Genomic DNA, 25,622 nt, shown 5'->3' with positions numbered 1-25,622 from the left:
TCAGTAACTTGCCCGGATCAGCGCACCGAGGCTGCCGTGGTCGATATAGCGCAGCTCGCCGGGGCGCAACTGCACGCGCTGCTGCAGCTGCTCACTGGCGAGCAGGCGGCCATATTCGCCGAAGCGATTGACCCAGAACCGCGCATCGACTTCCAGACCTTGGCGGAGGCGCAGGGCGATCACGCCCTGCACGGGAAAATGCTCCAGATGCCGCGCGCCCTCGACCACGGCGACCCGCTCGTCGAGGCGCTGCCGCCAGGTCTGGCGCAGCAGCACGCGATAGCCGTCGCCGCTGTCCAGTCGCGCCGCCAGCGCCTCGAAGTCCGCCGGCTGCGCGTCGCTGTTTGCGAGCAGGCGGGCATTGCGCGCCCAGTCATAGGGCGCGCGACGACTGGCCTCCAGCGGCTCGGCATGGCGGAACAGGATCAGCTCGATGCGATACAGCGCATCGGCGCACGCGGGCGGTGCGCACAGCACGAGCAACAGCAACAGGCGACGTAGCGGCGACATCCGGAATCCTTATGCGCTGGGCGCGAGCCGTTCGAGCAGCGCTTCGAGGGTGTTGAAGCGCTCTTCCGGGCGTTCCATCGGTACCTGGAACTTGAACATCGTCGCGCCTTCGAACTTGTAGCGGTTGGGCTGGCTCTGGATCAGCTTGATCAGCACCAGCGGATCGACCGAGGTATCGGCGGAGAATTCGATGCGTCCGCCCTGCGGACCGGCGTCGATCTTGACGATACCGAGCTTCTCCGCCTGCAGCTTGAGCAGCGTCAGGCGCACCAGGTTCTTGGTCGGCTCGGGCAGCAGGCCGAAGCGGTCGATCATCTCGACCTGCAGCTCCTTCAGGCCGTCCTCGTCGGCGGCGTTGGCGATGCGCTTGTAGAGGATCAGCCGCGCGTGCACGTCCGGCAGGTAGTCGTCGGGGATCAGCGCCGGCAGGCGCAGGTTGATCTCCGGGCCGCCGCCCAGCGGTTGCTCGAGGTTCGGCTGCTCGCCCTTGCGGATCGCCTTGACCGCGCGCTCGAGCATTTCCATGTAGAGGGTGAAGCCGACCGCCTGGATCTGCCCGCTCTGGCCTTCGCCGAGCAGTTCGCCAGCGCCGCGAATCTCCAGATCGTGGGTCGCCAGCACGAAGCCGGCGCCCAGATCCTGGGCGTTGGCAATGGCCTCCAGGCGCTTCTGCGCGTCGTCGGTCATCTGCTTGCGCGGCGGCGTCAGCAGGTAGGCGTAGGCCTGGTGGTGGCTGCGTCCGACGCGGCCGCGCAGCTGGTGCAGCTGCGCCAGGCCGAACTTGTCGGCGCGCTCGATGATGATGGTGTTGGCGCTCGGCACGTCGATGCCGGTCTCGATGATGGTCGAGGCCACCAGCACGTTGAAGCGCTTGTGGTAGAAGTCGCTCATCACCTGTTCGAGATCGCGCTCGCGCATCTGTCCGTGGCCGATGGCGATGCGCGCCTCCGGCACCAGCTCGGCGAGGTCGGCGGCGCACTTCTCGATGGTTTTCACGTCGTTGTGCAGGTAGTAGACCTGGCCACCGCGCAGCAGCTCGCGCAGCAGGGCTTCCTTGATGGTCGGGTTGTTGGCTTCCATGACGAAGGTGCGCACCGACAGCCGGCGCGCCGGCGGCGTGGCGATGATCGACAGGTCGCGCATGCCGGCGATGGACATGTTCAGCGTGCGCGGAATCGGTGTGGCGGTCAGGGTGAGGATGTCCACCTCGCTGCGCAGCGCCTTGAGCTGCTCCTTCTGGCGCACGCCGAAGCGGTGCTCCTCGTCGATGATGACCAGGCCCAGGTTGCTGAACTTGACGTCATCCTGCAGCAGCTTGTGGGTGCCGATGAGGATGTCGATCTTGCCTTCGGCCAGTTCGGCGATGGCGCTCTGCACTTCCTTGGCCGACTTGAAGCGGCTCATCACCTCGACGCGCACCGGCCAGTCGGCGAAGCGGTCGCGGAAGCTGTTGTAGTGTTGCTGGGCGAGCAGGGTAGTCGGCACCAGCACCGCGACCTGCTTGCCGCCGTGCACGGCGATGAAGGCGGCGCGCATGGCGACTTCGGTCTTGCCGAAGCCGACGTCGCCGCAGACCAGGCGATCCATCGGCTTGGCCGAGAGCAGGTCCTCGCGTACCGCGTCGATGGCGGCCTGCTGGTCCGGCGTTTCCTCGAAGGGGAAGCCGGCGGCGAAGGTTTCGTAGTCGACCTGCGGGTCCTTGAAGGCATAGCCCTGACGGGCGGCGCGGCGGGCGTAGATGTCGAGCAGTTCGGCGGCGACGTCGCGCACCTGTTCGGCGGCCTTGCGCTTGGCCTTCTGCCAGGTTTCCGAACCGAGGCGGTGCAGCGGCGCCAGAGCGTCGTCGCTGCCGGTGTAGCGGGCGATCAGGTGCAGGCTGGCGACCGGCACATAGAGCTTGGCTTCGTCGGCGTACTGCAGCAGGAGAAATTCCTGCGCCTGGCCTTCGATCTCCAGCGTGACCAGCCCCTGGTAGCGGCCGACGCCATGGTCGATGTGCACCACCGGCGAACCTTCGCGCAGCTCGGTGAGGTTCTTGATCACGTTGTCGCCGGCGTCGCGGCCCTTTTCGCGGCGCCGGCGCTGCATCACGCGCTGGCCGAACAGCGGGCTTTCGGCAATCAGCGCAAGCTCGTCGAGCAGCAAGCCTTCGTCGAGCGGGGCGATGGTGATCGCCAGGCGCTCGCCGCTGTCGAGGAAACCGGACCAGCCTTCGACTTCCTGCGGGCGCAGTTTCAGTCGGGCGAGCAGTTCCAGCAGCACCTCGCGGCGGCCGGCGGATTCGGCGGTGAACAACACGCGGCCCGGATAGCTTTCGAGAAAGTGGCGCAGCTTGCCCAATGGCTCGCCGGCCTTGGCCTCGATCGCCAGGTCCGGCAACGCCTGCGCCGGATAGCGCTCGCGACCTATGCCGGGTTCGACGTCTTCCTGGCTGGCCACCACGCGCGGCCATTGCTTGAGGCGGGCAAAGCAGTCTTCCACCGGCACGAACAGTTCGGCGGGCGGTAGCAACGGACGCTGCGGATCGACGCGGCGCTCCTCGTAGCGATTGCGCACATCAGTCCAGAACTGTTCGGCGGCCTGTTCGATCCCGGGCAGCGAGAACACCTGGCTGTCCTCGGGCAGATAGTCGAAGAGGGTGGCAGTTTCTTCGTAGAACAGCGGCAGGTAGTACTCGATGCCTGCCGGGGTGATGCCGGTAGAAAGATCCTGATAGATCGGGCAGCGGCGGAAGTCGACGTCGAAGCGTTCGCGAAAGCGTGCGCGAAAGCCGGTGACCGCTTCCTTCTTCAGCGGGAACTCGCGCGCCGGCAGCAGGCGGATCGACTCGACCTTGTCGATCGAACGCTGGTTCTCCGGGTCGAAGGTACGCAGCGTCTCGATCTCGTCATCGAACAGGTCGATGCGGTAGGGCAGGGCGCTGCCCATCGGGAAAATGTCGATCAGCGCGCCGCGCACGGCGAACTCGCCGTGTTCGTAGACGGTATCCACACAGCGGTAGCCCGCGGCTTCCAGGCGCAGACGCATCTGCTCCACGTCGAGCTTCTGGCCCACATCCAGCACCAGGCTCGAACCCAGCAGGAAACGCTTGGGCGCCAGCCGGTGTAGGGCAGTGGTGATCGGCACTACCAGCACGCCGTGGCTCAGCTCCGGCAGTTGGTAGAGCGTGGCGATGCGCTGGGAAATGATGTCCTGGTGCGGCGAGAACAGGTCATAGGGCAGCGTTTCCCAATCGGGGAAATGCAGCACGGACAGCTCGGGCGCGAAGAAGGCGAGCTCTTCCTGCAGGCGCTCGGCGCTCTGGCTGTCGGCGGTAAGCAGGAGGGTGAAGCGTTTGGCGTTGCTGGCGGCTTCGGCAATGGCCAGGCTCAGCGCGGCTCCGGGAAGGTTGCCCCAGTGTTGCTTGCCGCTGGCGGCAGGCAGGGGCGCAAGGCGCAGGACGGACACGAGTGGGCGTGGCTCCGATCGAAAAATAGGCCGCCGGGATTGTAACTATCGCGGTGCGGGGCTGTCAGTGTTTCGTCCGCTGCAGATTGCCGGCGCTAGGGTGCGCCGTCATAATGTAGCCCCTTTTCTCAGCCCCTACATGTTGGAAGGAACTGCCCGTGACTCAGAAGCCCGACCAGTGTCTTGGTGAATGGATTGACCGCGAAGCGCTCGCCGAAGCGATGATTCCGCTGATTGGTCAGCTGTACCGCAACAACAACGTGGTGACTTCGATCTACGGGCGCGGCCTGATCAATCGCTCGGTGATCGCCATTCTCAAGGCGCACCGCTTCGCGCGTCACCGGATCGCCGACGAGGCCGAGCTGTCGGTGCATGACACCTTCCAGGTCCTCAAGACCATGAGCGAGATGAACCTGGGCGCTGCTTCGGTTGACCTTGGCAAGCTGGTCGCCAAGTTCAAGCAGGCTGGCGAAGGCCGCACTCTCGAGCAGTTCGTGCGTCAGGAACTGGCGGAAGTGGCTGACAAGCGTCATACCGCAACTGGCCGCAAGGGCACCGACGTGGTGCTGTATGGTTTCGGCCGCATCGGCCGCCTGCTGGCCCGTATCCTGATCGAGAAGACCGGCGGCGGCGACGGCCTGCGCCTGCGCGCCATCGTCGTGCGCAAGGGCGCCGACAACGATCTGGTCAAGCGCGCCAGCCTGCTGCGTCGCGACTCGGTGCACGGTCCGTTCGATGGCACCATCACCATCGACGAAGCCAATAACACCATCACCGCCAACGGCAACCTGATCCAAGTGATCTATTCCAACGATCCGGCCTCGGTGGACTACACCCAGTACGGCATCGAGAACGCGTTGCTGGTCGATAACACCGGCAAGTGGCGTGACGCCGAAGGCCTCGGCCAGCACCTCAAGTGCCCGGGCGTTGCCCGCGTGGTGCTGACCGCACCGGGCAAGGGTGAGCTGAAGAACATCGTGCATGGCATCAACCATGCCGACATCACCGCTGACGACAAGATCATTTCCGCCGCATCCTGCACCACCAACGCTATCGTGCCGGTGCTCAAGGCCGTGAATGATCAGTACGGCATCGTCAACGGTCACGTCGAAACCGTTCACTCGTACACCAACGACCAGAACCTGATCGACAACTTCCACAAGGGCAGTCGTCGTGGTCGCAGCGCTGCGCTGAACATGGTGATTACCGAGACCGGTGCTGCCACCGCCGCCGCCAAGGCGCTGCCGGTGCTGAAGGGCAAGCTGACCGGCAACGCGATCCGCGTACCGACGCCGAACGTGTCCATGGCCATTCTCAACCTGAATCTGGAAAAGGCCACCAGCCGCGACGAGATCAACGAGTACCTGCGCCAGATGGCCATGCACTCGGATCTGCAGAAGCAGATCGACTTCGTCAACTCGCAGGAAGTTGTATCAACAGATTTCGTCGGCTCGCGTCATGCCGGCGTGGTGGACGCCGAGGCCACCATCTGCAATGACAACCGTGTCGTGCTGTACGTCTGGTACGACAACGAGTTCGGCTACAGCTGCCAGGTGGTTCGCGTGATGGAAGACATGGCCGGCGTCAACCCGCCTGCCTTTCCCCGCTAAGCGCAGCGCCAGCTGAAACGAAACGGGAGCCTGTGGCTCCCGTTTCGCGTTTCTGGGGTAACGAAAAACGACCGAGCATCGCCGGGCTGTGGTGCGCGCACTGACGTTTTTTTACGCAAGCGCGCTGCCGCTATGCGGCGAAGGTGTAGATAAAAACGCTCGGTACCGGGTGGTCAGTCGGCGCGCCCCCCCCCTATAATCGGGCGGATTTTTCACTTGGGGCCGTGACATGGCGTCGCGCTGATGAGCTATCGGCGCGAGCGGTGTGGCGTTTTTTTGCTATCAGTCGCTTGGCTGAAAAAGCTTTCAGAATAAGTGGTTAAGCAAACCGATGATCAATATAAAACGAGGGCTGGACTTGCCCGTAGCCGGCGCGCCAGCGCAGCGTATCGAGGCTGCGAGGCCGGTGCGCAGCGTGGCCGTGATTGGCTTCGACTACCCGACCATGAAGCCGACCATGAACGTGCAGGTCGGGGATCGGGTCAAGCTGGGGCAGTTGCTGTTTTCCGACAAGAAATCTCCAGGCGTCAACTTCACCGCGCCCGGCGCCGGTGTCGTCAGCGCCATTCACCGCGGCGAGAAACGTGTCCTGCAGTCGGTTGTGATCGACCTCGAGGGTGATGACGAGCTGACCTTTGCCGCCTATAGCAGCGCTCAGCTGGATGGTCTGACAAGCGATCAGGTTCGCGAGAATCTGCAGCAGTCCGGCCTGTGGACCGCGCTGCGTACGCGTCCCTACAGCAAGGTGCCGGCGGTCGATGCCGTGCCGAGTTCGATCTTCGTGACCGCGATCGATACCCATCCGTTGGCGGCCGATCCGGCGCTGATCATCGCTGAACGGGCCGACGCCTTCGAGGCCGGTCTCAAGACTCTCGCCCGGCTCGCCAAGGTGTTCCTGTGCAAGGCGCCGAGCGCGACGCTGCCCGGCGAAGGCCTGACCAACGTGCAGGTCGAGGCATTCAGCGGTCCGCATCCGGCAGGTCTGGCCGGCACGCACATCCATTTCCTGGATCCGGTCAGCGCCAGCAAGAGTGTCTGGAGCATTGGCTATCAGGACGTGATCGCCATCGGCCTGCTGTTCACCAGCGGGCGCCTGTCGGTCGAGCGTGTCGTTGCGTTGGCCGGTCCGGTAGTGACTGCGCCGCGCCTGCTGCGCACGCGTCTGGGCGCCAATCTGGACGAGCTGACTGCGGGCGAACTACAGCCCGGCGGCAATCGCGTGGTTTCCGGTTCCCTGCTCGGTGGACGTACCGCGCATGGGGCATTCGCCTACCTCGGCCGTTATCACCAGCAGGTTTCCTGCCTGCGAGAGGGCAAGGAGCGCGAGATGCTGCATTATCTGCGCGCCGGTGCGGAGAAGCATTCGATCCTCAACATCTATATCTCCAAGTTGATGGCAGGCAAGAAGTTCGCCTTCTCCACCTCCACCAACGGCAGCCCGCGGGCCATGGTGCCGGTCGGCAATTATGAGGAAGTGATGCCGCTCGATGTACTGCCGACCCAGCTGCTGCGTTCGCTGATCGTCGGCGATACCGAGATGGCACAGAAGCTCGGCTGCCTCGAACTCGACGAGGAAGACCTGGCGCTGTGCAGCTATGTCTGCGCTGGCAAATACGAATATGGCCCGATCCTGCGGGACAACCTGACCCGCATCGAGAAGGAGGGCTAAGGCATGGGCATTCGCGCATTCCTCGACAAGATCGAGCACCATTTCGAGAAAGGCGGGCGTTACGAGAAGTGGTACGCGCTCTATGAAGCGGCGGACACGTTCCTCTATCGCCCCGGCAGCGTCACCAAGACCACGGCACATGTGCGCGACGGCATCGATCTCAAGCGGATGATGATCACCGTCTGGCTGTGCACCTTCCCGGCCATGTTCTTCGGCATGTGGAACGCCGGCTACCAGGCCAACCTGATCTACGCGGCCAATCCGGAGTTGCTGCAGTCGCAGTCGGACTGGCAGTTCGCGCTGACCGGGCTGCTGGCCGGGTTCGATCCGGGCAGTCTGTGGGATAACGTCATCCAGGGCGCGGCGTATTTCCTGCCGATCTATGCGGTGACCTTCATCGTTGGTGGCTTTTGGGAGGTGCTGTTCGCCTCCATTCGCAAGCACGAAGTGAACGAAGGCTTCTTCGTCACTTCCGTGCTGTTCGCCTTGACCCTACCGCCGAGCATTCCGCTGTGGCAGGTCGCGCTGGGTATCAGCTTCGGCGTTGTGATCGGTAAGGAAGTGTTTGGCGGCACTGGCAAGAACTTCCTCAACCCGGCACTGACCGGCCGCGCGTTCCTGTTCTTTGCCTATCCGGCGCAGATATCCGGCGACCAGGTCTGGACCGCGGTCGACGGCTATGCCGGCGCTACTGCGCTGAGCCTGGGCTACGCAGGCGGCATCGAAAACGTGATCGACCACGGCATCAGCTGGATGGATGCCTTCGTCGGCACGATCCACGGCTCGATCGGTGAAACCAGCACGTTAGCGATCTTCATTGGCGGGGCAGTTCTGCTACTGACCAAGATCGCGTCCTGGCGCATCGTATCCGGTGTGATGCTGGGCATGATCGGCCTGAGCTCCCTGTTCAACCTGATCGGCTCGGACAGCAATCCGCTGTTCGCCATGCCCTGGTATTGGCACATGGTGGTCGGCGGCTTCGCCTTCGGCATGATCTTCATGGCCACCGATCCTGTCTCGGCCTCGATGACCAATACCGGCAAATGGATCTTCGGCGTGCTCATCGGCGTGATGGTGGTACTGATTCGCGTGGTCAACCCTGCGTTCCCCGAAGGCATGATGCTGGCGATCCTGTTCGCCAACCTTTGTGCACCGCTGATCGACCACTTCGTCATCCAGGCCAATATCAAGCGGAGGCTGGCGCGCAATGTCTAGTAAAAAAGAATCCACCGCGCGCACGCTGACGGTGGCCCTGCTGGTCTGCCTGGTCTGCTCGGTGTTCGTCGCGGGCGCCGCGGTCGCACTGCGGCCGACGCAACAGCAGAACGCGCTGCTGGACAAGCAGCGCAGCATCCTTGCCATCGCCGGTCTCGGTCAGGCCAACATGTCCGCCAAAGAGATTCGGGCCCTGTACGGCGAGCGCATCGTGGCCCGACTGGTCGATCTGCAAACCGGCAAGTTCAGCGATGAGTTCGACGCGCAGGACTTCGACCCGCTGGCTGCTGCCAAGGATCCGGCGTTGTCCGCATCCCTGCCGGGGGAGCAGGACATCGCCTCGATCAAGCGCCGCGAGCACTACAGCATCGTCTATATGGTGGAGAAGGACGGCCAGCTGGATACGCTGATCCTGCCAGTCCGCGGCTATGGGCTGTGGTCGACGCTCTATGGCTTCATGGCGGTCAAGGGTGACCTGAATACCGTCGCCGGTCTGGGCTTTTATCAGCATGGCGAAACCCCGGGTCTGGGCGGCGAGGTCGACAATCCGAAATGGCGTGGCCTGTGGCCAGGCAAGGAGCTGTTCGACGATGGCAAGCTGGCTGTCCAGATCATCAAGGGCAGCGTCGATCCGCAGAGTCCGAAGGCCGATCACCAAGTGGACGGCCTGGCCGGGGCAACCCTGACCAGCAACGGGGTAAACAACCTATTGCATTTCTGGCTGGGCGAGAACGGATTCGGTCCTTTTATCGCTAACCTGCGCGCCGGGGAGGCTTGAGCATGTCGCAACCTACAGTCAAAGAAGTTCTGATCAACCCGATCATCGCCAATAACCCGATCGGCCTGCAGATCCTCGGCATCTGTTCGGCGCTGGCGGTCACTTCGAACCTCAAGACCGCCGTGGTGATGTCCATCGCCCTGACGCTGGTGACGGCGTTTTCCAGCATGTTCATCTCGATGATTCGCACGCAGATTCCGGGCAGCATCCGCATGATCGTGCAGATGGTGATCATCGCTTCCCTGGTGATCGTGGTGGACCAGATCCTCAAGGCCTATGCCTTCAGTCTGTCCAAGCAGTTGTCGGTGTTCGTCGGTCTGATCATCACCAACTGCATCGTGATGGGACGCGCCGAGGCGTTCGCCATGCAGAACCCACCGGTGCTGTCGTTCTTCGACGGCATCGGCAACGGCCTGGGCTACAGCGCGATGCTGCTGGTGCTCGGCGTGATCCGCGAGCTGTTCGGTGCCGGCAAGCTGATGGGTTACACCATCATTCCGGTGGTCAACGATGGCGGCTGGTATCAGCCCAACGGACTGTTGCTGCTGCCGCCCTCGGCGTTCTTCCTGATCGGCCTGATCATCTGGGGCATCCGTAGCTGGCGCACCGAGCAGGTCGAGAAGCCGACCTACCGGATGGCGCCGCAAGTCTCGAACAAGGAGGCTTACTAATGGAGCACTACATCAGCCTGTTCGTGCGCGCCGTGTTCATCGAGAACATGGCGCTGGCGTTCTTCCTCGGCATGTGTACCTTCATCGCGATTTCCAAGAAGGTGGAAACCGCCATCGGCCTGGGCATCGCGGTGGTCGTGGTGCAGGCTATTACCGTACCGGCCAACAACCTGATCTACACCTACCTGCTCAAGGCCGGAGCCCTGTCCTGGGCCGGACTGCCGGACGTGGATCTGAGCTTTCTCGGCCTGCTGAGCTACATCGGCGTGATCGCCGCGATCGTGCAGATCCTCGAGATGCTGCTCGATAAGTACGTGCCCAGCCTGTACAACGCGCTGGGCGTGTTCCTGCCGCTGATTACGGTGAACTGCGCGATCATGGCCGGCTCGCTGTTCATGGTCGAGCGTGACTACAACCTGGCGGAAAGTACCGTCTACGGGGTCGGCTCAGGTCTGTCCTGGGCGCTGGCCATCGCTCTGCTGGCGGGCATTCGCGAGAAGCTCAAGTACAGCGACGTACCGGATGGCCTGCAGGGTCTGGGAATCACCTTCATCACCATCGGGCTGATGTCGCTGGGCTTCATGTCATTCTCTGGCGTACAGCTCTAAGGACGGGATGCAGATGAGTTACGAAATTTTCCTCGCCATCGGCATGTTTACCGCCATCGTGCTCGCGCTGGTGGTGATGATCCTGGCGGCACGCGCCAAGCTGGTTTCCAGCGGTGATGTCAGCATTGAGATCAACGGCGAGCGCACCATCACTGTGCCTGCCGGCGGCAAGCTGCTGCAGACGCTGGCGTCCAACAACATCTTCCTGTCGTCGGCCTGTGGCGGCGGCGGTACCTGTGCGCAGTGCAAGTGCATCGTCGAGAGCGGTGGCGGCGAGATGCTGCCCACCGAGGAGTCGCACTTCACCCGGCGCGAAGCTGGCGAGGGCTGGCGTTTGTCCTGCCAGACGCCAGTCAAGGCGGACATGAAGATCGAAGTGCCGGAGGAGGTCTTCGGCGTGAAGAAGTGGGAATGTACGGTCGAGTCGAACCCGAACGTCGCCACCTTCATCAAGGAGCTCACGCTCAAGCTTCCCGAAGGCGAGAACGTGGACTTCCGCGCTGGTGGTTATGTGCAGCTGGAATGTCCGCCGCACACCGTGCGCTACAAGGATTTCGACATTCAGCCGGAGTTTCGCGCCGATTGGGACAAGTTCGATCTATGGCGCTATGTCTCCAAGGTCGACGAGACCACTATCCGCGCTTATTCGATGGCCAACTACCCGGAAGAACGGGGCCTGGTCAAATTCAACATCCGGGTAGCGTCGCCACCGCCGGGACGTGACGATATCCCGCCGGGCAAGATGTCCTCCTGGGTGTTCAGCCTCAAGCCCGGCGACAAGGTGACCGTGTACGGTCCGTTTGGTGAATTCTTCGCCAAGGATACCGATGCCGAGATGGTCTTCATTGGTGGTGGCGCGGGCATGGCGCCAATGCGTTCGCACATCTTCGATCAGCTCAAGCGCCTGAAGTCCAAGCGCAAGATGAGCTTCTGGTATGGCGCGCGCTCGATGCGCGAGGCCTTCTATGTTGAGGAATACGACCAGCTACAGGCGGACAATCCGAACTTCCAGTGGCACCTGGCACTGTCCGATCCGCTGCCCGAAGACAACTGGCAGGGGCCGACCGGCTTCATCCACAACGTGCTGTTCGAGAATTACCTCAAGGATCATCCGGCACCGGAAGACTGCGAGTTCTACATGTGCGGCCCGCCGATGATGAACGCCTCGGTGATCAAGATGCTCACCGAGCTGGGAGTCGAACCGGAGAATATCTTGCTCGACGACTTCGGCGGCTAGCGCATGATCCGAGCGATACTGCAGCCCGTCATCGTTGTCGCCTTGGCGGCGACGATGACGGGCTGCCTGTTTCAGGACACGATTGAGTCCTTCGACGGCCCGACTATGGGCAGTACCTTTTCGGTCAAATACGTACGTAGCAGTGGCGTGGCGGACAAGCAGACACTGCAGCAGGAAACCTCGAACATCCTGGCGGAACTCGATCGGCAACTCTCCACCTACCGTGCCGATTCCGACATCGAGCGTTTCAATGCACTGCCGGCGGGGCGCTGCGAAGTAATGCCACCCGCGGTGCGCTTGCTGGTCGAGGCTGGCGAACAACTGTCACTGCAAACGGATGACGCCTTCGATCTCACCCTCGAACCGCTGCTGAACCTGTGGGGATTCGGTCCGCAGGGGCGTGTCGAGCAGACCCCTGGCGAGGCACAGATCGCCGAGGTGATGCAGCGAGTCGGTCACAAACACCTGCGTATCGAGGGTGAGCAGCTATGCAAGAGCGCCGCCGTGGAGGTGGACTTCAACAGCATCGCTGCCGGTTATGCCGTGGATCGCGTAGCGCAGCGCCTGCAGGAGCTGGGCGTGAGCAGCTACCTGGTGGAGATCACCGGCGAACTCAAGGCCCAGGGGCGCAAGCCCGATGGCTCACCCTGGCGGATCGCTATCGAGGCGCCGCGTGACGATCAGCGCGTCGCCCAGCAGGTCATTGAGCTGGACGGCCTGGCGGTTTCCACCTCGGGTGACTATCGCAACTACTTCGAGCGCGCCGGCAGGCGTTATTCGCATACGCTCGACCCGCACACAGGCCGTCCGGTCGAGCATAAGCTGGCGTCGGTGACGGTACTCGACGGGTCGGCCTTGCAGGCCGATGGCCTGTCGACCGCATTGATGGTGCTGGGACCCGAGCGTGGCTTCGAGTTCGCCCGCCAGCATCGGATCGCCGCGTTCTTCGTGATTCGCGAAGGGCAGGGTTTCATAACCAAGAGCACCGATGGCTTCGAGCAAGTTATCGGTGCGGGAGCAAAGCAATGACCTGGCTACTGGTATTTCTGTTCATGCTGCTCGTGGTATTCGGCATGGCCATCGGTGTGATCATGGGCCGCAAGCCGATTGCCGGTTCCTGCGGTGGCATCGCCAATCTGGGCATCGAGAAGGAATGCTCGATCTGTGGCGGCAGTCGCGAGAAATGTGAAGAAGTGAACGAGGCGAGCAAGAGTCGCGGCGACAACGCGGCACTGGCCTACGACGCAGTCAAGCGCTGATTGCGCTTGCGGGCGCTGCCAGGCAGATCGCCCGTAAAGGATGCCCTGGCTACTGCGCCTATGCGTGGGATTGCCTCTGCCTGGCGTGCAGCGAATTTGTTGACAGCGGCGCTGGTTCGCCGCGTTCTCAGGAGTGTATATGGCTGTCTATAACTACGATGTGGTGGTGTTGGGTTCCGGTCCGGCTGGGGAAGGCGCGGCGATGAATGCCGTGAAGGCGGGGCGCAAGGTCGCCGTGGTGGACAATCGCCCGCTGGTGGGTGGTAACTGCACGCACCTGGGCACCATCCCGTCCAAGGCGCTACGTCACTCCGTTCGCCAGATCATGCAGTACAACACCAACCCGTTGTTCCGTCAGATCGGCGAGCCGCGCTGGTTCTCGTTTCCCGATGTGCTGAAGAGCGCCGAGAAGGTGATCAGCAAGCAGGTTACCTCGCGCACCGGCTACTACGCGCGCAACCGCATCGACACCTTCTTCGGCACCGCGAGCTTCGCCGATGAGCAGAGCGTCGAGGTGGTGTGCCTCAATGGCATGGTGGAAAAACTGGTCGCGAACCAGATCGTCATCGCCACCGGCTCGCGTCCGTATCGCCCGGCGGACATCGACTTCAACCACCCGCGTGTCTACGACAGCGACACCATCCTGAACCTCAGCCACACGCCGCGCCGGATGATTATTTACGGAGCTGGGGTGATCGGCTGTGAATATGCCTCGATCTTCAGCGGCCTTGGCGTGCTGGTCGACCTGATCGATAACCGCGACCAGCTGCTCAGCTTCCTCGACGACGAAATCTCCGATGCGCTGAGCTATCACCTGCGCAACAACAACGTGCTGATTCGCCACAACGAGGAATACGAGCGGGTCGAAGGCCTCGACAACGGCGTGATCCTGCATCTCAAGTCCGGCAAGAAGATCAAGGCCGATGCGTTCCTCTGGTGCAACGGCCGAACCGGCAACACCGACAAGCTGGGGCTGGAGAACATCGGTCTGAAGGCCAATAGCCGTGGGCAGGTACAGGTGGACGAGTTCTATCGCACCGCGGTCGGCAATATTTACGCGGCTGGCGATGTGATCGGCTGGCCCTCACTGGCCAGTGCGGCCTATGACCAGGGGCGCTCGGCGGCCGGCAGCATCGTCGACAACGACACTTGGCGCTTCGTCGACGACGTGCCGACCGGCATCTACACGATTCCGGAAATCAGCTCGATCGGTAAGAACGAGCGCGAGCTGACCCAGGCCAAGATTCCCTATGAAGTCGGCAAGGCGTTCTTCAAGAGCATGGCGCGTGCGCAGATCTCCTACGAGCCGGTCGGCATGCTGAAGATCCTCTTCCATCGCGAAACGCTGGAAGTGCTGGGCGTGCATTGCTTCGGCTATCAGGCCTCGGAGATCGTGCATATCGGCCAGGCGATCATGAACCAGAAGGGCGAGGCGAATACCATCAAGTATTTCGTCAACACCACCTTCAACTACCCGACGATGGCCGAGGCCTATCGCGTTGCCGCGTTCGATGGGCTCAACCGGCTTTTTTGAGCGGCTCCGACCGGTGGCCTGAGCCGGTCGGAGACACCAGCGATTCCCGCGAGTGGCGTTGGCCGAACCGGGAAAGCCTGTGATCAGGTAGCGAAACGGTGCGGTTTCAGCCCGAATGCTCGGGCTGATCACCGTAGCCAGTCTGACCTGCTAGACGTTGCAGCCGCTGTGGCCCAGCGTTTCCACAGCCAGGCCGGGAAAATCGGTGATCAGGCTGTCGACGCCGAAATCGGCAAGCCGGCGCATCAACGCCGGTTCGTTGACCGTCCAGACCGACACGTGCAGCCCTTGCTGCTGGGCCTTCGCCAAGCGCTCCGGCGTGCACAGCGTCCACTTCAGCGCGAGCAGTCCGCAGCCATGATGACGGGCGACCTTGAGTGGATCGAGCCAGGCGTATTCGGCAACCAGTCCGCGGGAAATCTCCGGAGTCAGGCGCTTGAGCGCATGCAGCACTTCGCGCGAACCTGAGGTGACGGTGATGCGTTCGAGCACCCCATGGCGCTCGGCCAGTGCGCGGATCGCCAGTACCGTGCGCGCCGCACGTTCGCGCGAAGCGCTCTTGACCTCCAGTTGCCAGTGCTCGAAGTCGCACTTCTCGAACAGCTCGCTTAAGCGCGGGATCGGGCAGGGTTGTTTCCAGCCCGGTCCACCCAGGCGCGCGTCGTAACCGGTCAGTTCCTCGGCGGTGTGCTGGAGCACTTTGCCGCGCCGACCGGTGGTGCGCTTGAGGGTAGGGTCATGGATGACCATCAGTTGGCCATCGCCGGACAGATGCAGGTCCAGCTCGCAGCGGCGGACGCCATGCTCCAGGCAGCGCTGAAAGCTGGCCAGGGTGTTTTCCGGCGCCTCGCCTTTGGCGCCACGGTGGCCGTAGATCAGGGTCACGGTAGGGACTGTTCCTGTGCAGGGTGAGTGGGCTGATGATGAAGCACGCTGTTGATGACCCGGTCGTTTTCGAAATACACCGAGAACTCGCGGTAATCCCAGCGGAGAATTGGTGGCCTGCCGACTGCGGGATGCTCCTCGTCGGCGAGGCCGAAGCGTTCGAGAACCTGATGCTTGTGCTCGCCCCGCGCGGGCACGCCGATGTTCGACGGGCCTTGCTGACCCAGCGGTATGCGGATTTCCTCGGCCACGGCGGGACCGCCGGCGAGCAGGAGCAGCAGGTACGACAGACGCAGCATGAAGTCAGCTTCCTGTTAGAGGATCACGGGCCAGACGCCGTTGCAGCGCCTGTTTCTGCAGAATATGCCTGGCCAGCAGTTGCCGCTGTGCATCCGTCAGCGCTTCGAACTCGGTACCCAGCTGAAAGCCGCCGTCGGCGTCAGCCGCGCAGTGGGTCACACGGGCCGGTAATCTCAGCCCCAGCCCCTGTGGCAGCAGGACCAGCTTGAGGGTGAGCAGGGTGCCGGCTGCGAAGGCTGTGTCATGGTGGAAGCTGACGCCGCCTTCGGAGAGCACCACCGTGCGTGCCGGGCCGATGTCCTTGAGCAGGTCTTGGGTCAGCGCCTGGCCGATCAGTTCGATGCGCTTGTTCTGTACCTTCAAGTAGCTGGCCAGCGTGCGGTTGCCTTCGGCGATCTGGCGCAGCAAGTGCTGGGCTTCGAAGTCCAGCTGATGCAGCTCGCCGAGCAGGTCGAAGAGCTGCTGACGCTCGTCGTCCGAAGCGGTCGGCTGCTGGGTATCGGGGATGATTTCCAGTGCGATCCGATCCTCGATACGGTAGTATTCCCGGCGTTCTTCAGTGTCTTGTGTCGGCATGGCGATACCCAGGCAGCGTGATGGCCAGAGTGTATCAGGCCTTAGGACAATCCCTGTCGCATGCTCGTTTCTTCCCCCGCCAGCGAACCCGTCGATCTATGTTCAGACCGCTGTCCGTTTATATCGGAGCGCGTTATACCCGCGCCAAACGCCGCAGCCTCTTCGTTTCCTTCATCTCGCTGACTTCCATGATCGGGCTGGCACTCGGCGTGCTGGTGATGATCGTCGTGCTGTCGGTGATGAACGGCTTCGATCACGAGATGCGCACCCGGGTGCTCGGCATGGTGCCGCACGCCACCATCGAAAGCCCCGTACCGGTGGACGACTGGCAGCAGCTCGGTGAACGCCTCTCCCAGCACCCGCAGGTGGTCGCGGTAGCGCCGTTCATCCAGATGCAGGGCCTGCTGACGCACGAGGGAAAGGTCAGCAAGATCCTGATCAATGCGGTCGACCCGCAGATCGAGCCGCAGGTTTCGATCATCGATCGCTTCTTCCGCGAGGGCGAGCTGGCCGCGCTCGCGCCCGGTGAGTTCGGCATCGTGATCGGTGACAAGGCGGCGCAGAAACTCGGCGTGGGCGTTGGCGACAAGCTCACCTTCGTCGCGCCTGAAGTGACGGTGACGCCAGCCGGCATGTTTCCGCGCATGAAACGCTTCACCGTAGTCGGCATCTTCCACGTCGGCGCCGGCGAGATCGACGGTTACGTAGCGCTGGCCAACATCGCCGATCTGGCCCGCCTGCACCGCTGGAAACCTGATCAGGTCCAGGGGCTGCGCCTGCGTTTCGCCGATCTGTTCCAGGCGCCGCGGATTGCCTGGGAGCTGGCTGGTCAGCTGGACGGCGACTTCTATTCCCGCGACTGGACGCGCACTCACGGCAACCTCTACCAGGCGATTCGCATGGAAAAGGCGATAATCGGCCTGTTGCTGTTGCTGATCGTCGCCGTGGCGGCGTTCAACATCATTTCGACACTGGTCATGGTGGTCACCGACAAGCGCGGCGACATCGCCATCCTGCGCACGTTGGGCGCGACGCCGCGGCAGATCATGGCGATCTTCATGGTGCAGGGCACGGTGATCGGTGTGGTTGGTACGACGGTCGGCGGCGCTCTCGGCATGCTGGCGGCGCTGAATATCAGCAGCTGGATCGCCGCGCTGGAACGGCTGATCGGCCACAAATTCCTCAGTGCCGACGTGTATTTCATCGATTACCTGCCGTCGCGGCTGATGGCCGCCGATGTCGTGCAGGTGTGCGTCGCGGCGCTGCTGCTGAGCTTTCTCGCCACCCTGTATCCGGCTTGGCGTGCCGCGCGCACCCAGCCGGCGGAGGCGCTTCGTTATGAGTGAACCCGTTATGCATGAGCTGTCTTCCCAAGATCGCGCGGTGCTCAGCTGCCGCAACCTGGGCAAGCGTTACGAACAGGGACCGGAGTCGGTCGATGTGCTGCGCGGCCTGCAGCTGGAGCTGTTTCCCGGCCAGCGCGTGGCGATCGTCGGCAGTTCCGGCTCAGGCAAGAGCACCCTGCTGAATCTGCTGGGCGGGCTCGATACGCCGAGCGAGGGCAGCGTCTGGCTGGCCGGCGAGGAGTTGTCCGCGCTGAACGAGAAGGAGCGCGGCCTGCTGCGCAATCGTGCGCTGGGCTTCGTCTATCAGTTTCACCATCTGCTGCCGGAATTCACCGCGCTGGAGAACGTCTGCATGCCGTTGCTGATCGGCAAGGTTGCGATCCCGGAGGCGCGCCAGCGCGCCGGCGAGTTGCTGGCCCGCGTGGGGCTCGGTCATCGCCTGGAGCACAAGCCGGCCGAGCTGTCCGGTGGCGAGCGCCAGCGGGTGGCGATTGCCCGAGCGCTGGTCAACCGGCCGGCGCTGGTATTGCTCGACGAGCCGACCGGCAACCTGGACCACCACACCGCGCAGGGCATTCAGGACCTCATGCTGGAGCTGAGCACCTCGCTGCGTACTGCGTTCCTGGTGGTTACTCACGATCGCCAGCTGGCGGCGCAGATGGATCAGGTTTTGCGCCTGGAAGACGGCCGGCTGGTGGCTGAATAATGTTCCGCCCGCTGAGCGTCTTCATCGGCAGTCGCTATACCCGTGCCAAGCGGCGCAATCACTACATCTCGTTCATTTCCCTGACCTCGCTGATCGGGCTGTCGCTGGGCGTGCTGGCGATGATTCTGGTGCTGTCGGTGATGAACGGCTTTCAGCGCGAGATGAGTGCACGGATTCTCGGCATGGTGCCGCACGCCACGATCGACGGCGTCCAGCCACTCGACGACTGGCAGGCGCTGGCGCAGCGGCTGCGGACGCACCCCGAGGTGCAGGCCGCGGCGCCGCTGACCCAGCTCGAGGGCATGCTCTCGTTCAAGGGCAGCATGCAGCCGATCCAGGTCAGCGGTATCGAGCCGCAGGTCGAGGGAGATGTCTCGATCGTCGCTTCACGCATGGTCGCCGGTAGCCTCGATGACCTGCGACCGGGCGAGTTCGGCGTGATCATCGGCATGATCACGGCTCGGCGCTTCGGCCTTTCGGTGGGCGACAAGCTGACCCTCATCGTGCCGGAAGTCAGCGCAACCCCCGGTGGTATCACCCCGCGCATGCAGCGTTTGAACGTGGTTGGCGTGTTCAAGGTCGGCGCCGATCTGGATGGCAGCCTGGCGCTGATCCATCGCGCCGATGCCGCGCAGATCCGCCGCTGGCAGCCGGAGCAGGTGCAGGGCGTTCGGGTCAAGCTGAACGACCTCTATCGCGCACCGCAGGTGGCTGGGCAATTGCTGGCCAACTTGGGCGAAGGCTACCGTGCCGAGGATTGGTCGCACACGCAGGGCAGCCTGTTCAGCGCGATGAAGATGGAGAAGACCATGATCGGCGTGCTGTTGATGCTGATCGTGGCAGTCGCGGCATTCAACATCATCGCCACGCTGATCATGGTGGTGGCCGATAAACGTGCGGACATCGCCATCCTGCGTACGCTGGGCGCAACGCCGCGGCAGATCATGGCGATCTTCATGGTGCAGGGCAGTCTGATCGGCATCAGCGGTACGCTGATCGGCATCGTGCTTGGCGTGCTCGGCGCGTTGAACGTGAGCGAGCTGGTGGGTTGGCTGGAGCGAGTGACTGGCCAGCATATCTTCAGCTCCGACGTGTACTTCATCAGCACGTTGCCATCGGAGTTGCGCTGGGAGGATGTCGCGATCGTCGCCGTGGCGGCGCTGAGCCTGAGCTTCCTGGCAACGCTGTATCCAGCCTGGCGCGCGGCGCAGACGCAGCCGGCGGAGGCGCTGCGTTACGAATGAGGAGAACGGCGTTCAGCGCCGGCCGTTCTGCCGCCGGCGCCAGCTCCGTCCGACCCACCAGCGCCAGTAGGCCTGCGTGCCTACATAGCCGAGCACGGCAAAACCGATTGCCGCGACCAGCGAGCCGAGGTACAGCGGTTGCCAGTTGTTCTGCAGCAGCTGCGTCACCCAGGCCAGGGTGAGTTCTTCCGGCATGCTCAGGGCGGGCGCATCCATCAGCCAGGCACCGAGCTTGTAGGTGCAGTAGAACACCGGCGGCATCGTCAATGGATTGGTCAGCCAGACCAGGCCGATGGCGATCGGCAGGTTGGCTCTGGCTGGCAGGGCGCAGCTCGCTGCAGCGAGCATCTGCATGGGCATGGGAATCAGCGCCCAGAACAGGCCGATGGCCATCGCCCGGGACACCGAGTGGCGGTTGAGATGCCAGAGGTTGGGATCGTGAATCAGCGCGCCGAGAAATCGCAGCGACTTGTTAGTCTTGATGCGGTCGGGATGCGGCATGTAGCGTTTGAAGAAGCGACGCGGCATGGAGATTCTCGGGCGGACGGAGCTCGGCGAATTATGCGCCGTTTACCGCGCAGGATCGGCAGCGGTTTTGTCACATAAGGTCTCCTGTCCGGCATGGCCGGCAGGCACGGTAATACTTCCGGGGAATGGATTCCGAGGAGGGTAGGAACATGCGGGCAGGGATGCTGGCATTGGCCATGGGTTTGTTGTTGCCGCGCTTTCTGCCGGGGTTGCCTGCGGCCTGGGTATTGATTGTGCTGGGCTTGCTGGGGCTGCTGTGCCTGTTGCGGCAAGCGTCCCGGCCGTTGTCCTGGCTGTGTTTCGGCCTGCTCTGGGCGTGTCTGCAGATGCAGGCGGCGTTGGACGAACGGCTCGCCAGCGAACTCGATGGCCGCACGTTCTGGCTCGAAGGTCAAGTGCTCGGTTTGCCGGCCGTACAGGGCGGTGTGGTGCGCTTCGAGCTCGGCGATATCAGCTCGCGGCACGCCGGCTTGCCGCCGCGCCTGCGCCTGGCCTGGTATGGCGCTCCGCAGCTGCGCGCCGGTGAGCGTTGGCGGCTGGCAGCGCGGCTGAAACGCCCGCACGGACTGGTTAACCCGCATTCGTTCGATCATGAGGCCTGGCTGCTGGCGCGCCACATCGGCGCTACCGGAACGGTCAAGATCGGCGAGCGCATGCAGGAGGCAGTTGGTGCCGGTGGCTGGCGTGATCGCTTGCGTGCCCGGCTGTTGGCCGTCGAGGCGCAGGGACGGCAGGGTGCGATCGCGGCGCTGGTGGTCGGCGATAGCTCGGGCCTGTCACCAATGGATTGGCGTGTCCTGCAGGACACCGGCACGGTGCATCTGATGGTCATCTCCGGCCAGCATGTCGGCTTGCTGGCCGGCCTGCTGTACGGGCTGGTGGCGCTGCTGGCGAGCATCGGTTGGTGGCCGCGACACCTACCGTGGCTGCACTGTGCCTGTACGGCGGCATTCGCCGGTGCACTCGGTTACGGCTGGCTGGCCGGATTCGAGGTGCCGGTCCAGCGGGCCTGCGTGATGGTGGCGGTGGTGCTGCTCTGGCGCCTGCGCTTTCGTCAGTTGGGCGTCTGGCTACCGCTGCTGGTCGCCCTCGACGGTGTCCTGCTGTTCGATCCGCTGGCCAGTCTGCAGCCGGGGTTCTGGCTGTCGTTCGGTGCCGTCGCCTTGCTTGCCCTGGTGTTCTCCGGGCGACTGGGTGCCTGGCGCTGGTGGCTGACACTGCCGCGTGCGCAGTGGGCGATGGTGGTGGGGTTGCTGCCCTTGATGCTGGCGCTGGGGTTGCCGATCAGCGCCAGCGGGCCATTGGCGAATCTGCTGGCGGTGCCCTGGGTTGGCCTGACGGTGCCCGTGGCGCTGCTCGGCACGGTGTTGCTGCCGTTGCCGGGCATCGGTGAAGGTTTGCTGCTGCTGGCGGGCTGGTCGCTGGCATGGCTGTTCCAGTTGCTGGAGTTGCTCGCCGACTGGCAGGCAGCCTGGATAGTGGAAAGTCTGCCGCTCTGGGCCTGGTCGCTGGCGACTGTGGGAGCGCTGGTATTGCTGCTGCCCGCCGGCGTGCCGTTCCGTGCGCTGGGCGCGATGCTCCTGCTGCCACTGCTGTATCCGTCGACGCCGCTGCCGCTTGCCGGCAAAGCCGACGTCTGGGTGTTCGACGTGGGGCAAGGCCTCTCGGTGCTGGTGCGCACCCGCACCCATGCGTTGCTTTACGATGCCGGTCCGCGGCATGGCGATTTCGACACGGGCGAGCGAATCGTCTTCCCGTCGCTGCGGCGGCTGGGAGTAGAGCGGCTGGACCTGCTGCTGATCAGTCATGCCGACAGCGATCATGCCGGCGGCGCGGTGGCCATGCAGCGCCTGCTGCCGCCGCGGCGAGTGTTCAGCGGCGAGCCGGCGCGGCTGCCGGCGATGTTGCAGGCCCAATCCTGCGATAACCAGAGCTGGCAGTGGGACGGCGTGCACTTCGCCCTCTGGCGCTGGGCGCAGGCGGCGGACGGCAATCAGTCTTCCTGCGTGCTGATGATCGAGGCCGAAGGCGAACGCCTGCTACTGAGCGGCGATATCGATGCGCGGGCGGAACAGGCGCTGGTGCAGAGCGACTGGCCGCTGGCGGCGCACTGGCTGCTGTTACCGCATCACGGCAGCAACAGTTCCTCTTCGCCGGCCTTTCTCGCGGCGGTACGGCCGCAGAGCGCGCTGATCTCGCGCAGCCGTCACAACGCGTTTGGCCATCCGCACCCTGCGGTCGTTGGGCGCCTGCGGGACGTGGGCGTGCGGCTGTACGACACCGCCGAGTCAGGCGCGCTGAAGGTTGAACTGGGGGCGTTTCGCGACGCGCGCGGTTTGCGCGAGCAGCGGCGATTCTGGCGGGAAAAATGAGAACGGCGGCGGTCGGCGGGTTGCGGACCCTATGCTAGAGTGGCGCCACTTTTTCGAGGGGGATTCGTCTCGTGTGGGAGCTGGTCAAAGCGGGCGGCTGGATAATGCTGCCGATCATTCTATGTTCAATCGTCGCCGCCGCGATCATCGCCGAGCGGCTGTGGACGCTGCGTCCGAGCCGTGTCACGCCGCCGCATCTGCTCGGTCAGGTGTGGAAGTGGATCAAGGAAAAGAAACTCAGCAACCAGCAGCTCAAGGAGCTGCGCGCCGATTCTCCGCTGGGCGAGATCCTCGCCGCCGGGCTGGCCAATTCCAAGCGCGGCCGCGAGATCATGAAAGAGTGCATCGAGGAAGCTGCGGCCCGTGTGGTGCATGACCTGGAGCGCTATCTCAATGCGCTCGGCACGATCGCCGGCATCGCGCCATTGCTCGGCCTGCTGGGTACCGTGCTGGGTATGATCGAGATATTCAGCGCCTTCATGGGTTCGGGCATGGCCAATGCGCCACAACTCGCCGGCGGTATCGCCAAGGCGCTGATCACCACCGCGGCCGGCCTAATCGTGGCGATTCCGGCGCTGTTCTTCCATCGCTTCCTGCTGCGTCGCGTCGATGAGCTGGTGGTCGGCATGGAACAGGAGGCGATCAAGCTGGTCGAGGTGGTCCAGGGCGATCGCGATGTCGATCTGGACGAGGGCAAGGCGTGAAATTCCGGCGCAAACCGCGGGAGAACGTCGAGATCGGCCTGGCGCCGCTGATCGACGTGGTCTTCATCCTGCTGCTGTTCTTCGTGGTCACCACTACCTTCACCCGTGAGACGCAACTGCAGGTGGATCTGCCGGAAGCGGCCAGTGGCACGCCGCCGGAGCAGACCGAGGTCAAGCAGCTGGAAGTCGTCATCGATGTCGACGGCAACTATTCGCTCAACGGCAAGGCACTGCTCAAGAGCGACCTGAGCTCGCTGATGGCCGCGCTGAGCAAGGAGGCTGAGGGCGACAACAGCCTGCCGATGATCATCAGCGCGGATGGCAAGACGCCACACCAGGCGGTCATCACCGCGATGGATGCGGCCGGCAAGCTGGGCTTCGCGCATCTGCGCATCACCACCGTCGAGGCGCAGGCGGCGCCTTGATGTCGTTCGCCGAGCGGCTGCAGCGCGCCTGGTATCGCGGGCATCCCGCACTGCGCCTGCTGGCGCCGCTGGAGACGCTCTATCGGGTGGTCGTCGAACGCAAGCGCCGGCGCTTCCTGGCCGGGCAGGGCGACAGCTACCGGGCGCCGGTGCCGGTCATCGTGGTCGGCAACATCACCGTCGGCGGTACCGGCAAGACCCCGCTGATCCTCTGGTTGATCGAGCATTGTCGTGCGCACGGCCTGCGAGTCGGGGTGGTCAGTCGCGGCTACGGCGCGACCCCGCCGGCGCTGCCGTGGCGAGTGCGGGCGGAACAGGCGGCGCGCGAGGCGGGCGACGAACCCCTGCTGATCGTGCAGCGAACCGCCGTGCCCCTGATGATCGATCCTGACCGCACCCGCGCTGTTCGTGCGTTGCTGGCGAGTGAGCCGCTGGATCTGATCCTGTCCGACGACGGCCTGCAGCACTATCGCCTGGCGCGCGATTTGGAGCTAGTGCTGATCGATGCCGCGCGCGGGCTCGGCAATCACCGCTGCCTGCCGGTCGGGCCGCTGCGTGAGCCGGCCGAGCGCCTGCTGACGGTGGATGCTGTGTTGTGCAACGGCGCGCAGGCGGACACTCCGGAGGGCTATGCCTTCCGCCTGCAGCCGTCTGCGCTGATCGAGCTGCACAGTGGAGAGCGCTGGCCACTCGATCATTTTCCGCCAGGGCAGAGCCTTCACGCCGTCGCGGGTATCGGCAATCCGCAGCGTTTCTTCTCCACGCTCGAGGCGCTACACTGGCGCCCGATTCCGCACGCCTTCGCCGATCATGCCGCCTACAGCGCGCAGCAGCTGCAGTTCGCTCCCGAGCTGCCGCTGGTGATGACCGAGAAGGATGCGGTGAAATGCCGGGCGTTCGCGCCCCCGGGCTGGTCCTATCTGCAGGTCGAGGCAGCGCCCTCGGCGGCGTTCGTGGCCTGGTTTGACGAGCAACTGGCCCGATTGCTGCCCGATCACTCATAAGCCGCCCGATCTGCCGGTGCAGTCGGCTGCTTTCCAAGGACTGCGCATGGACACCAAACTCCTCGATATTCTGGCCTGCCCGCTGTGCAAGGGGCCGCTGAAGTTGGCCGACGACAAATCCGAATTGATCTGCAAGGCCGATGGCCTGGCGTTCCCTGTGCGTGACGGCATTCCGGTGATGCTGGAAGGAGAAGCCCGTACCCTCGACGTGGACGAGCGTCTGGACAAATGAGCACCTCCTACACCGTGGTGATTCCGGCTCGCTACGCCTCTAGCCGCCTGCCGGGCAAGCCGCTGCAGGACATCGCCGGCAAGCCGATGATCCAGCACGTCTGGGAGCAGGCCAGCCGTAGCGCAGCGCAGCGGGTAGTGGTGGCGACTGATGACGAGCGGATTCTCAGCGCTTGCTGCGCCTTCGGTGCCGAGGCGGTGCTGACGCGCGTCGAGCACAATTCCGGGACCGACCGTCTGGCCGAGGTGGCCGGCCTGCTCGGCCTGGATGCCGAGGCCATCGTCGTCAACGTGCAGGGCGATGAACCGCTGATCCCTCCGGCGGTCATCGACCAGGTTGCGGCGAATCTGGCGGCTCATCCTGAGGCAGCGATCGCGACCCTGGCCGAGCCGATCACCGATGCGGCGACGCTGTTCAATCCAAACGCGGTGAAGGTGCTGGCGGATGTCAACGGCCTCGCCCTGACCTTCAGCCGCGCGCCGCTGCCGTGGGCGCGCGATGCCTTTGCGCAGAATCGCGAGGCATTGCCGCAAGGCGTGCCGTACCGCCGGCACATCGGTATCTACGCCTATCGCGCGGGGTTCCTGGCCAACTTCGTGGCCTGGGGGCCTTGCTGGCTGGAGAATACCGAATGCCTTGAGCAGCTGCGGGCACTCTGGCATGGCCAGCGTATCCACGTCGCCGATGCCATCGAGGCGCCGCCGGCGGGCGTGGATACGCTCGAGGACCTCGAGCGGGTCCGGCGTCTGCTGGGACATTGAG

25 protein-coding genes are annotated in these 25,622 nt (G+C 63.9%); 19 read left to right on the top strand and 6 right to left on the bottom strand.

Annotated features, from left to right (window positions below; translation table 11 throughout):
* Together AC0ZJQ_RS13480 and mfd are read right to left on the bottom strand one after the other, a co-directional pair.
* On the bottom strand, positions 1-510 hold the full coding sequence (locus AC0ZJQ_RS13480) for a CsiV family protein (protein WP_008570694.1): 510 nt from the start codon (positions 508-510) through the stop codon (positions 1-3).
* 9 nt (positions 511-519) lie between these two features.
* Entirely contained in the window at positions 520-3,957 is a 3,438-nt protein-coding gene (gene mfd, locus AC0ZJQ_RS13475; RefSeq protein ID WP_008570693.1) for a transcription-repair coupling factor, read from the bottom strand.
* Positions 3,958-4,115: 158 nt separating this feature from the next.
* Here mfd and AC0ZJQ_RS13470 point away from each other — a divergent pair, with 158 nt between their 5' ends.
* From AC0ZJQ_RS13470 to sthA, 10 genes are all read left to right on the top strand, one after another.
* The gene (locus AC0ZJQ_RS13470; RefSeq protein WP_476476796.1) at positions 4,116-5,567 is read left to right on the top strand and encodes a glyceraldehyde-3-phosphate dehydrogenase; all 1,452 of its coding nucleotides are present in this window, start codon (positions 4,116-4,118) and stop codon (positions 5,565-5,567) included.
* Between the two features lie 331 nt (positions 5,568-5,898).
* A complete protein-coding gene (locus AC0ZJQ_RS13465) occupies positions 5,899-7,236 on the top strand; it encodes a Na(+)-translocating NADH-quinone reductase subunit A (protein ID WP_054095092.1) in 1,338 nt (445 codons plus the stop codon).
* Between the two features lie 3 nt (positions 7,237-7,239).
* Positions 7,240-8,451, top strand: coding sequence for an NADH:ubiquinone reductase (Na(+)-transporting) subunit B (locus AC0ZJQ_RS13460; protein WP_043299342.1), 1,212 nt, complete (start codon positions 7,240-7,242; stop codon positions 8,449-8,451).
* The gene (locus AC0ZJQ_RS13455) at positions 8,444-9,229 is read left to right on the top strand and encodes a Na(+)-translocating NADH-quinone reductase subunit C (RefSeq protein ID WP_043299343.1); all 786 of its coding nucleotides are present in this window, start codon (positions 8,444-8,446) and stop codon (positions 9,227-9,229) included. Before AC0ZJQ_RS13460 ends, AC0ZJQ_RS13455 begins: the two co-directional genes overlap by 8 nt.
* Complete coding sequence (locus AC0ZJQ_RS13450) at positions 9,226-9,900, top strand: NADH:ubiquinone reductase (Na(+)-transporting) subunit D (RefSeq protein WP_175415042.1); 675 nt, start codon at positions 9,226-9,228, stop codon at positions 9,898-9,900. The genes AC0ZJQ_RS13455 and AC0ZJQ_RS13450 overlap by 4 nt, the downstream gene beginning before the upstream one ends.
* Positions 9,900-10,508: an NADH:ubiquinone reductase (Na(+)-transporting) subunit E gene (gene nqrE, locus AC0ZJQ_RS13445; protein WP_008570687.1), complete on the top strand. Its 609-nt coding sequence runs from the start codon at positions 9,900-9,902 to the stop codon at positions 10,506-10,508. Before AC0ZJQ_RS13450 ends, nqrE begins: the two co-directional genes overlap by 1 nt.
* Before the next feature lie 13 nt (positions 10,509-10,521).
* On the top strand, positions 10,522-11,745 hold the full coding sequence (nqrF, locus tag AC0ZJQ_RS13440) for an NADH:ubiquinone reductase (Na(+)-transporting) subunit F (protein WP_043299346.1): 1,224 nt from the start codon (positions 10,522-10,524) through the stop codon (positions 11,743-11,745).
* 105 nt (positions 11,746-11,850) lie between these two features.
* Positions 11,851-12,774, top strand: coding sequence for an FAD:protein FMN transferase (locus tag AC0ZJQ_RS13435; protein WP_314019669.1), 924 nt, complete (start codon positions 11,851-11,853; stop codon positions 12,772-12,774).
* Entirely contained in the window at positions 12,771-13,004 is a 234-nt protein-coding gene (gene nqrM, locus AC0ZJQ_RS13430; RefSeq protein WP_314019418.1) for a (Na+)-NQR maturation NqrM, read from the top strand. Before AC0ZJQ_RS13435 ends, nqrM begins: the two co-directional genes overlap by 4 nt.
* A 139-nt stretch (positions 13,005-13,143) precedes the next feature.
* Entirely contained in the window at positions 13,144-14,538 is a 1,395-nt protein-coding gene (gene sthA, locus AC0ZJQ_RS13425; RefSeq protein WP_008570682.1) for a Si-specific NAD(P)(+) transhydrogenase, read from the top strand.
* A gap of 150 nt (positions 14,539-14,688) precedes the next feature.
* On the opposite strand, the gene AC0ZJQ_RS13420 is transcribed toward sthA, so the two are convergent.
* The 3 genes from AC0ZJQ_RS13420 to AC0ZJQ_RS13410 are packed head-to-tail and all read right to left on the bottom strand — an operon-like array spanning position 14,689 to position 16,299.
* Positions 14,689-15,423, bottom strand: a complete 735-nt coding sequence (locus AC0ZJQ_RS13420) for a glycerophosphodiester phosphodiesterase (protein WP_314019416.1) — start codon at positions 15,421-15,423, stop codon at positions 14,689-14,691.
* Positions 15,420-15,722: a hypothetical protein gene (locus AC0ZJQ_RS13415; RefSeq protein ID WP_008570680.1), complete on the bottom strand. Its 303-nt coding sequence runs from the start codon at positions 15,720-15,722 to the stop codon at positions 15,420-15,422. The genes AC0ZJQ_RS13420 and AC0ZJQ_RS13415 overlap by 4 nt, the downstream gene beginning before the upstream one ends.
* A gap of 4 nt (positions 15,723-15,726) precedes the next feature.
* Positions 15,727-16,299 (bottom strand): PilZ domain-containing protein, encoded by a 573-nt coding sequence (locus AC0ZJQ_RS13410; RefSeq protein WP_314019413.1) that lies wholly within the window; start codon positions 16,297-16,299, stop codon positions 15,727-15,729.
* A 98-nt stretch (positions 16,300-16,397) separates the two neighbouring features.
* On the opposite strand from AC0ZJQ_RS13410, the gene AC0ZJQ_RS13405 reads away from it, so the two are divergent.
* The 3 genes from AC0ZJQ_RS13405 to AC0ZJQ_RS13395 are packed head-to-tail and all read left to right on the top strand — an operon-like array spanning position 16,398 to position 19,595.
* Positions 16,398-17,645 (top strand): lipoprotein-releasing ABC transporter permease subunit, encoded by a 1,248-nt coding sequence (locus tag AC0ZJQ_RS13405; RefSeq protein WP_476476795.1) that lies wholly within the window; start codon positions 16,398-16,400, stop codon positions 17,643-17,645.
* Positions 17,646-17,652: 7 nt separating this feature from the next.
* On the top strand, positions 17,653-18,351 hold the full coding sequence (gene lolD / locus AC0ZJQ_RS13400; RefSeq protein ID WP_008570677.1) for a lipoprotein-releasing ABC transporter ATP-binding protein LolD: 699 nt from the start codon (positions 17,653-17,655) through the stop codon (positions 18,349-18,351).
* Positions 18,351-19,595: a lipoprotein-releasing ABC transporter permease subunit gene (locus tag AC0ZJQ_RS13395; RefSeq protein ID WP_476476794.1), complete on the top strand. Its 1,245-nt coding sequence runs from the start codon at positions 18,351-18,353 to the stop codon at positions 19,593-19,595. Before lolD ends, AC0ZJQ_RS13395 begins: the two co-directional genes overlap by 1 nt.
* A 12-nt stretch (positions 19,596-19,607) precedes the next feature.
* Here AC0ZJQ_RS13395 and AC0ZJQ_RS13390 read toward each other — a convergent pair whose 3' ends face one another.
* Positions 19,608-20,123 carry a DUF2062 domain-containing protein gene (locus AC0ZJQ_RS13390; RefSeq protein ID WP_008570674.1) on the bottom strand — a complete coding sequence of 172 codons (516 nt, stop codon included), beginning with the start codon at positions 20,121-20,123 and terminating at the stop codon, positions 19,608-19,610.
* A 149-nt stretch (positions 20,124-20,272) separates the two neighbouring features.
* Here AC0ZJQ_RS13390 and AC0ZJQ_RS13385 point away from each other — a divergent pair, with 149 nt between their 5' ends.
* The 6 genes from AC0ZJQ_RS13385 to kdsB all read left to right on the top strand — a co-directional run bounded on the left by AC0ZJQ_RS13385 (position 20,273) and on the right by kdsB (position 25,621).
* Complete coding sequence (locus AC0ZJQ_RS13385) at positions 20,273-22,495, top strand: DNA internalization-related competence protein ComEC/Rec2 (RefSeq protein WP_476476793.1); 2,223 nt, start codon at positions 20,273-20,275, stop codon at positions 22,493-22,495.
* A 71-nt stretch (positions 22,496-22,566) separates the two neighbouring features.
* On the top strand, positions 22,567-23,199 hold the full coding sequence (locus AC0ZJQ_RS13380; protein ID WP_102828861.1) for a MotA/TolQ/ExbB proton channel family protein: 633 nt from the start codon (positions 22,567-22,569) through the stop codon (positions 23,197-23,199).
* Positions 23,196-23,624, top strand: coding sequence for an ExbD/TolR family protein (locus AC0ZJQ_RS13375; RefSeq protein WP_008570670.1), 429 nt, complete (start codon positions 23,196-23,198; stop codon positions 23,622-23,624). Before AC0ZJQ_RS13380 ends, AC0ZJQ_RS13375 begins: the two co-directional genes overlap by 4 nt.
* Positions 23,624-24,628 (top strand): tetraacyldisaccharide 4'-kinase, encoded by a 1,005-nt coding sequence (gene lpxK, locus AC0ZJQ_RS13370; protein ID WP_476476792.1) that lies wholly within the window; start codon positions 23,624-23,626, stop codon positions 24,626-24,628. Before AC0ZJQ_RS13375 ends, lpxK begins: the two co-directional genes overlap by 1 nt.
* A 46-nt stretch (positions 24,629-24,674) precedes the next feature.
* On the top strand, positions 24,675-24,860 hold the full coding sequence (locus AC0ZJQ_RS13365; protein WP_008570668.1) for a Trm112 family protein: 186 nt from the start codon (positions 24,675-24,677) through the stop codon (positions 24,858-24,860).
* Positions 24,857-25,621 (top strand): 3-deoxy-manno-octulosonate cytidylyltransferase, encoded by a 765-nt coding sequence (kdsB, locus tag AC0ZJQ_RS13360; RefSeq protein WP_476476791.1) that lies wholly within the window; start codon positions 24,857-24,859, stop codon positions 25,619-25,621. Before AC0ZJQ_RS13365 ends, kdsB begins: the two co-directional genes overlap by 4 nt.
* Position 25,622 lies beyond the last annotated feature (1 nt).

Source organism: Stutzerimonas sp. 21-1, from assembly GCF_056336065.1.
The sequence above is the reverse complement of the archived record's forward strand: the minus strand, read 5'-3'. Positions and strand labels throughout refer to the sequence as shown.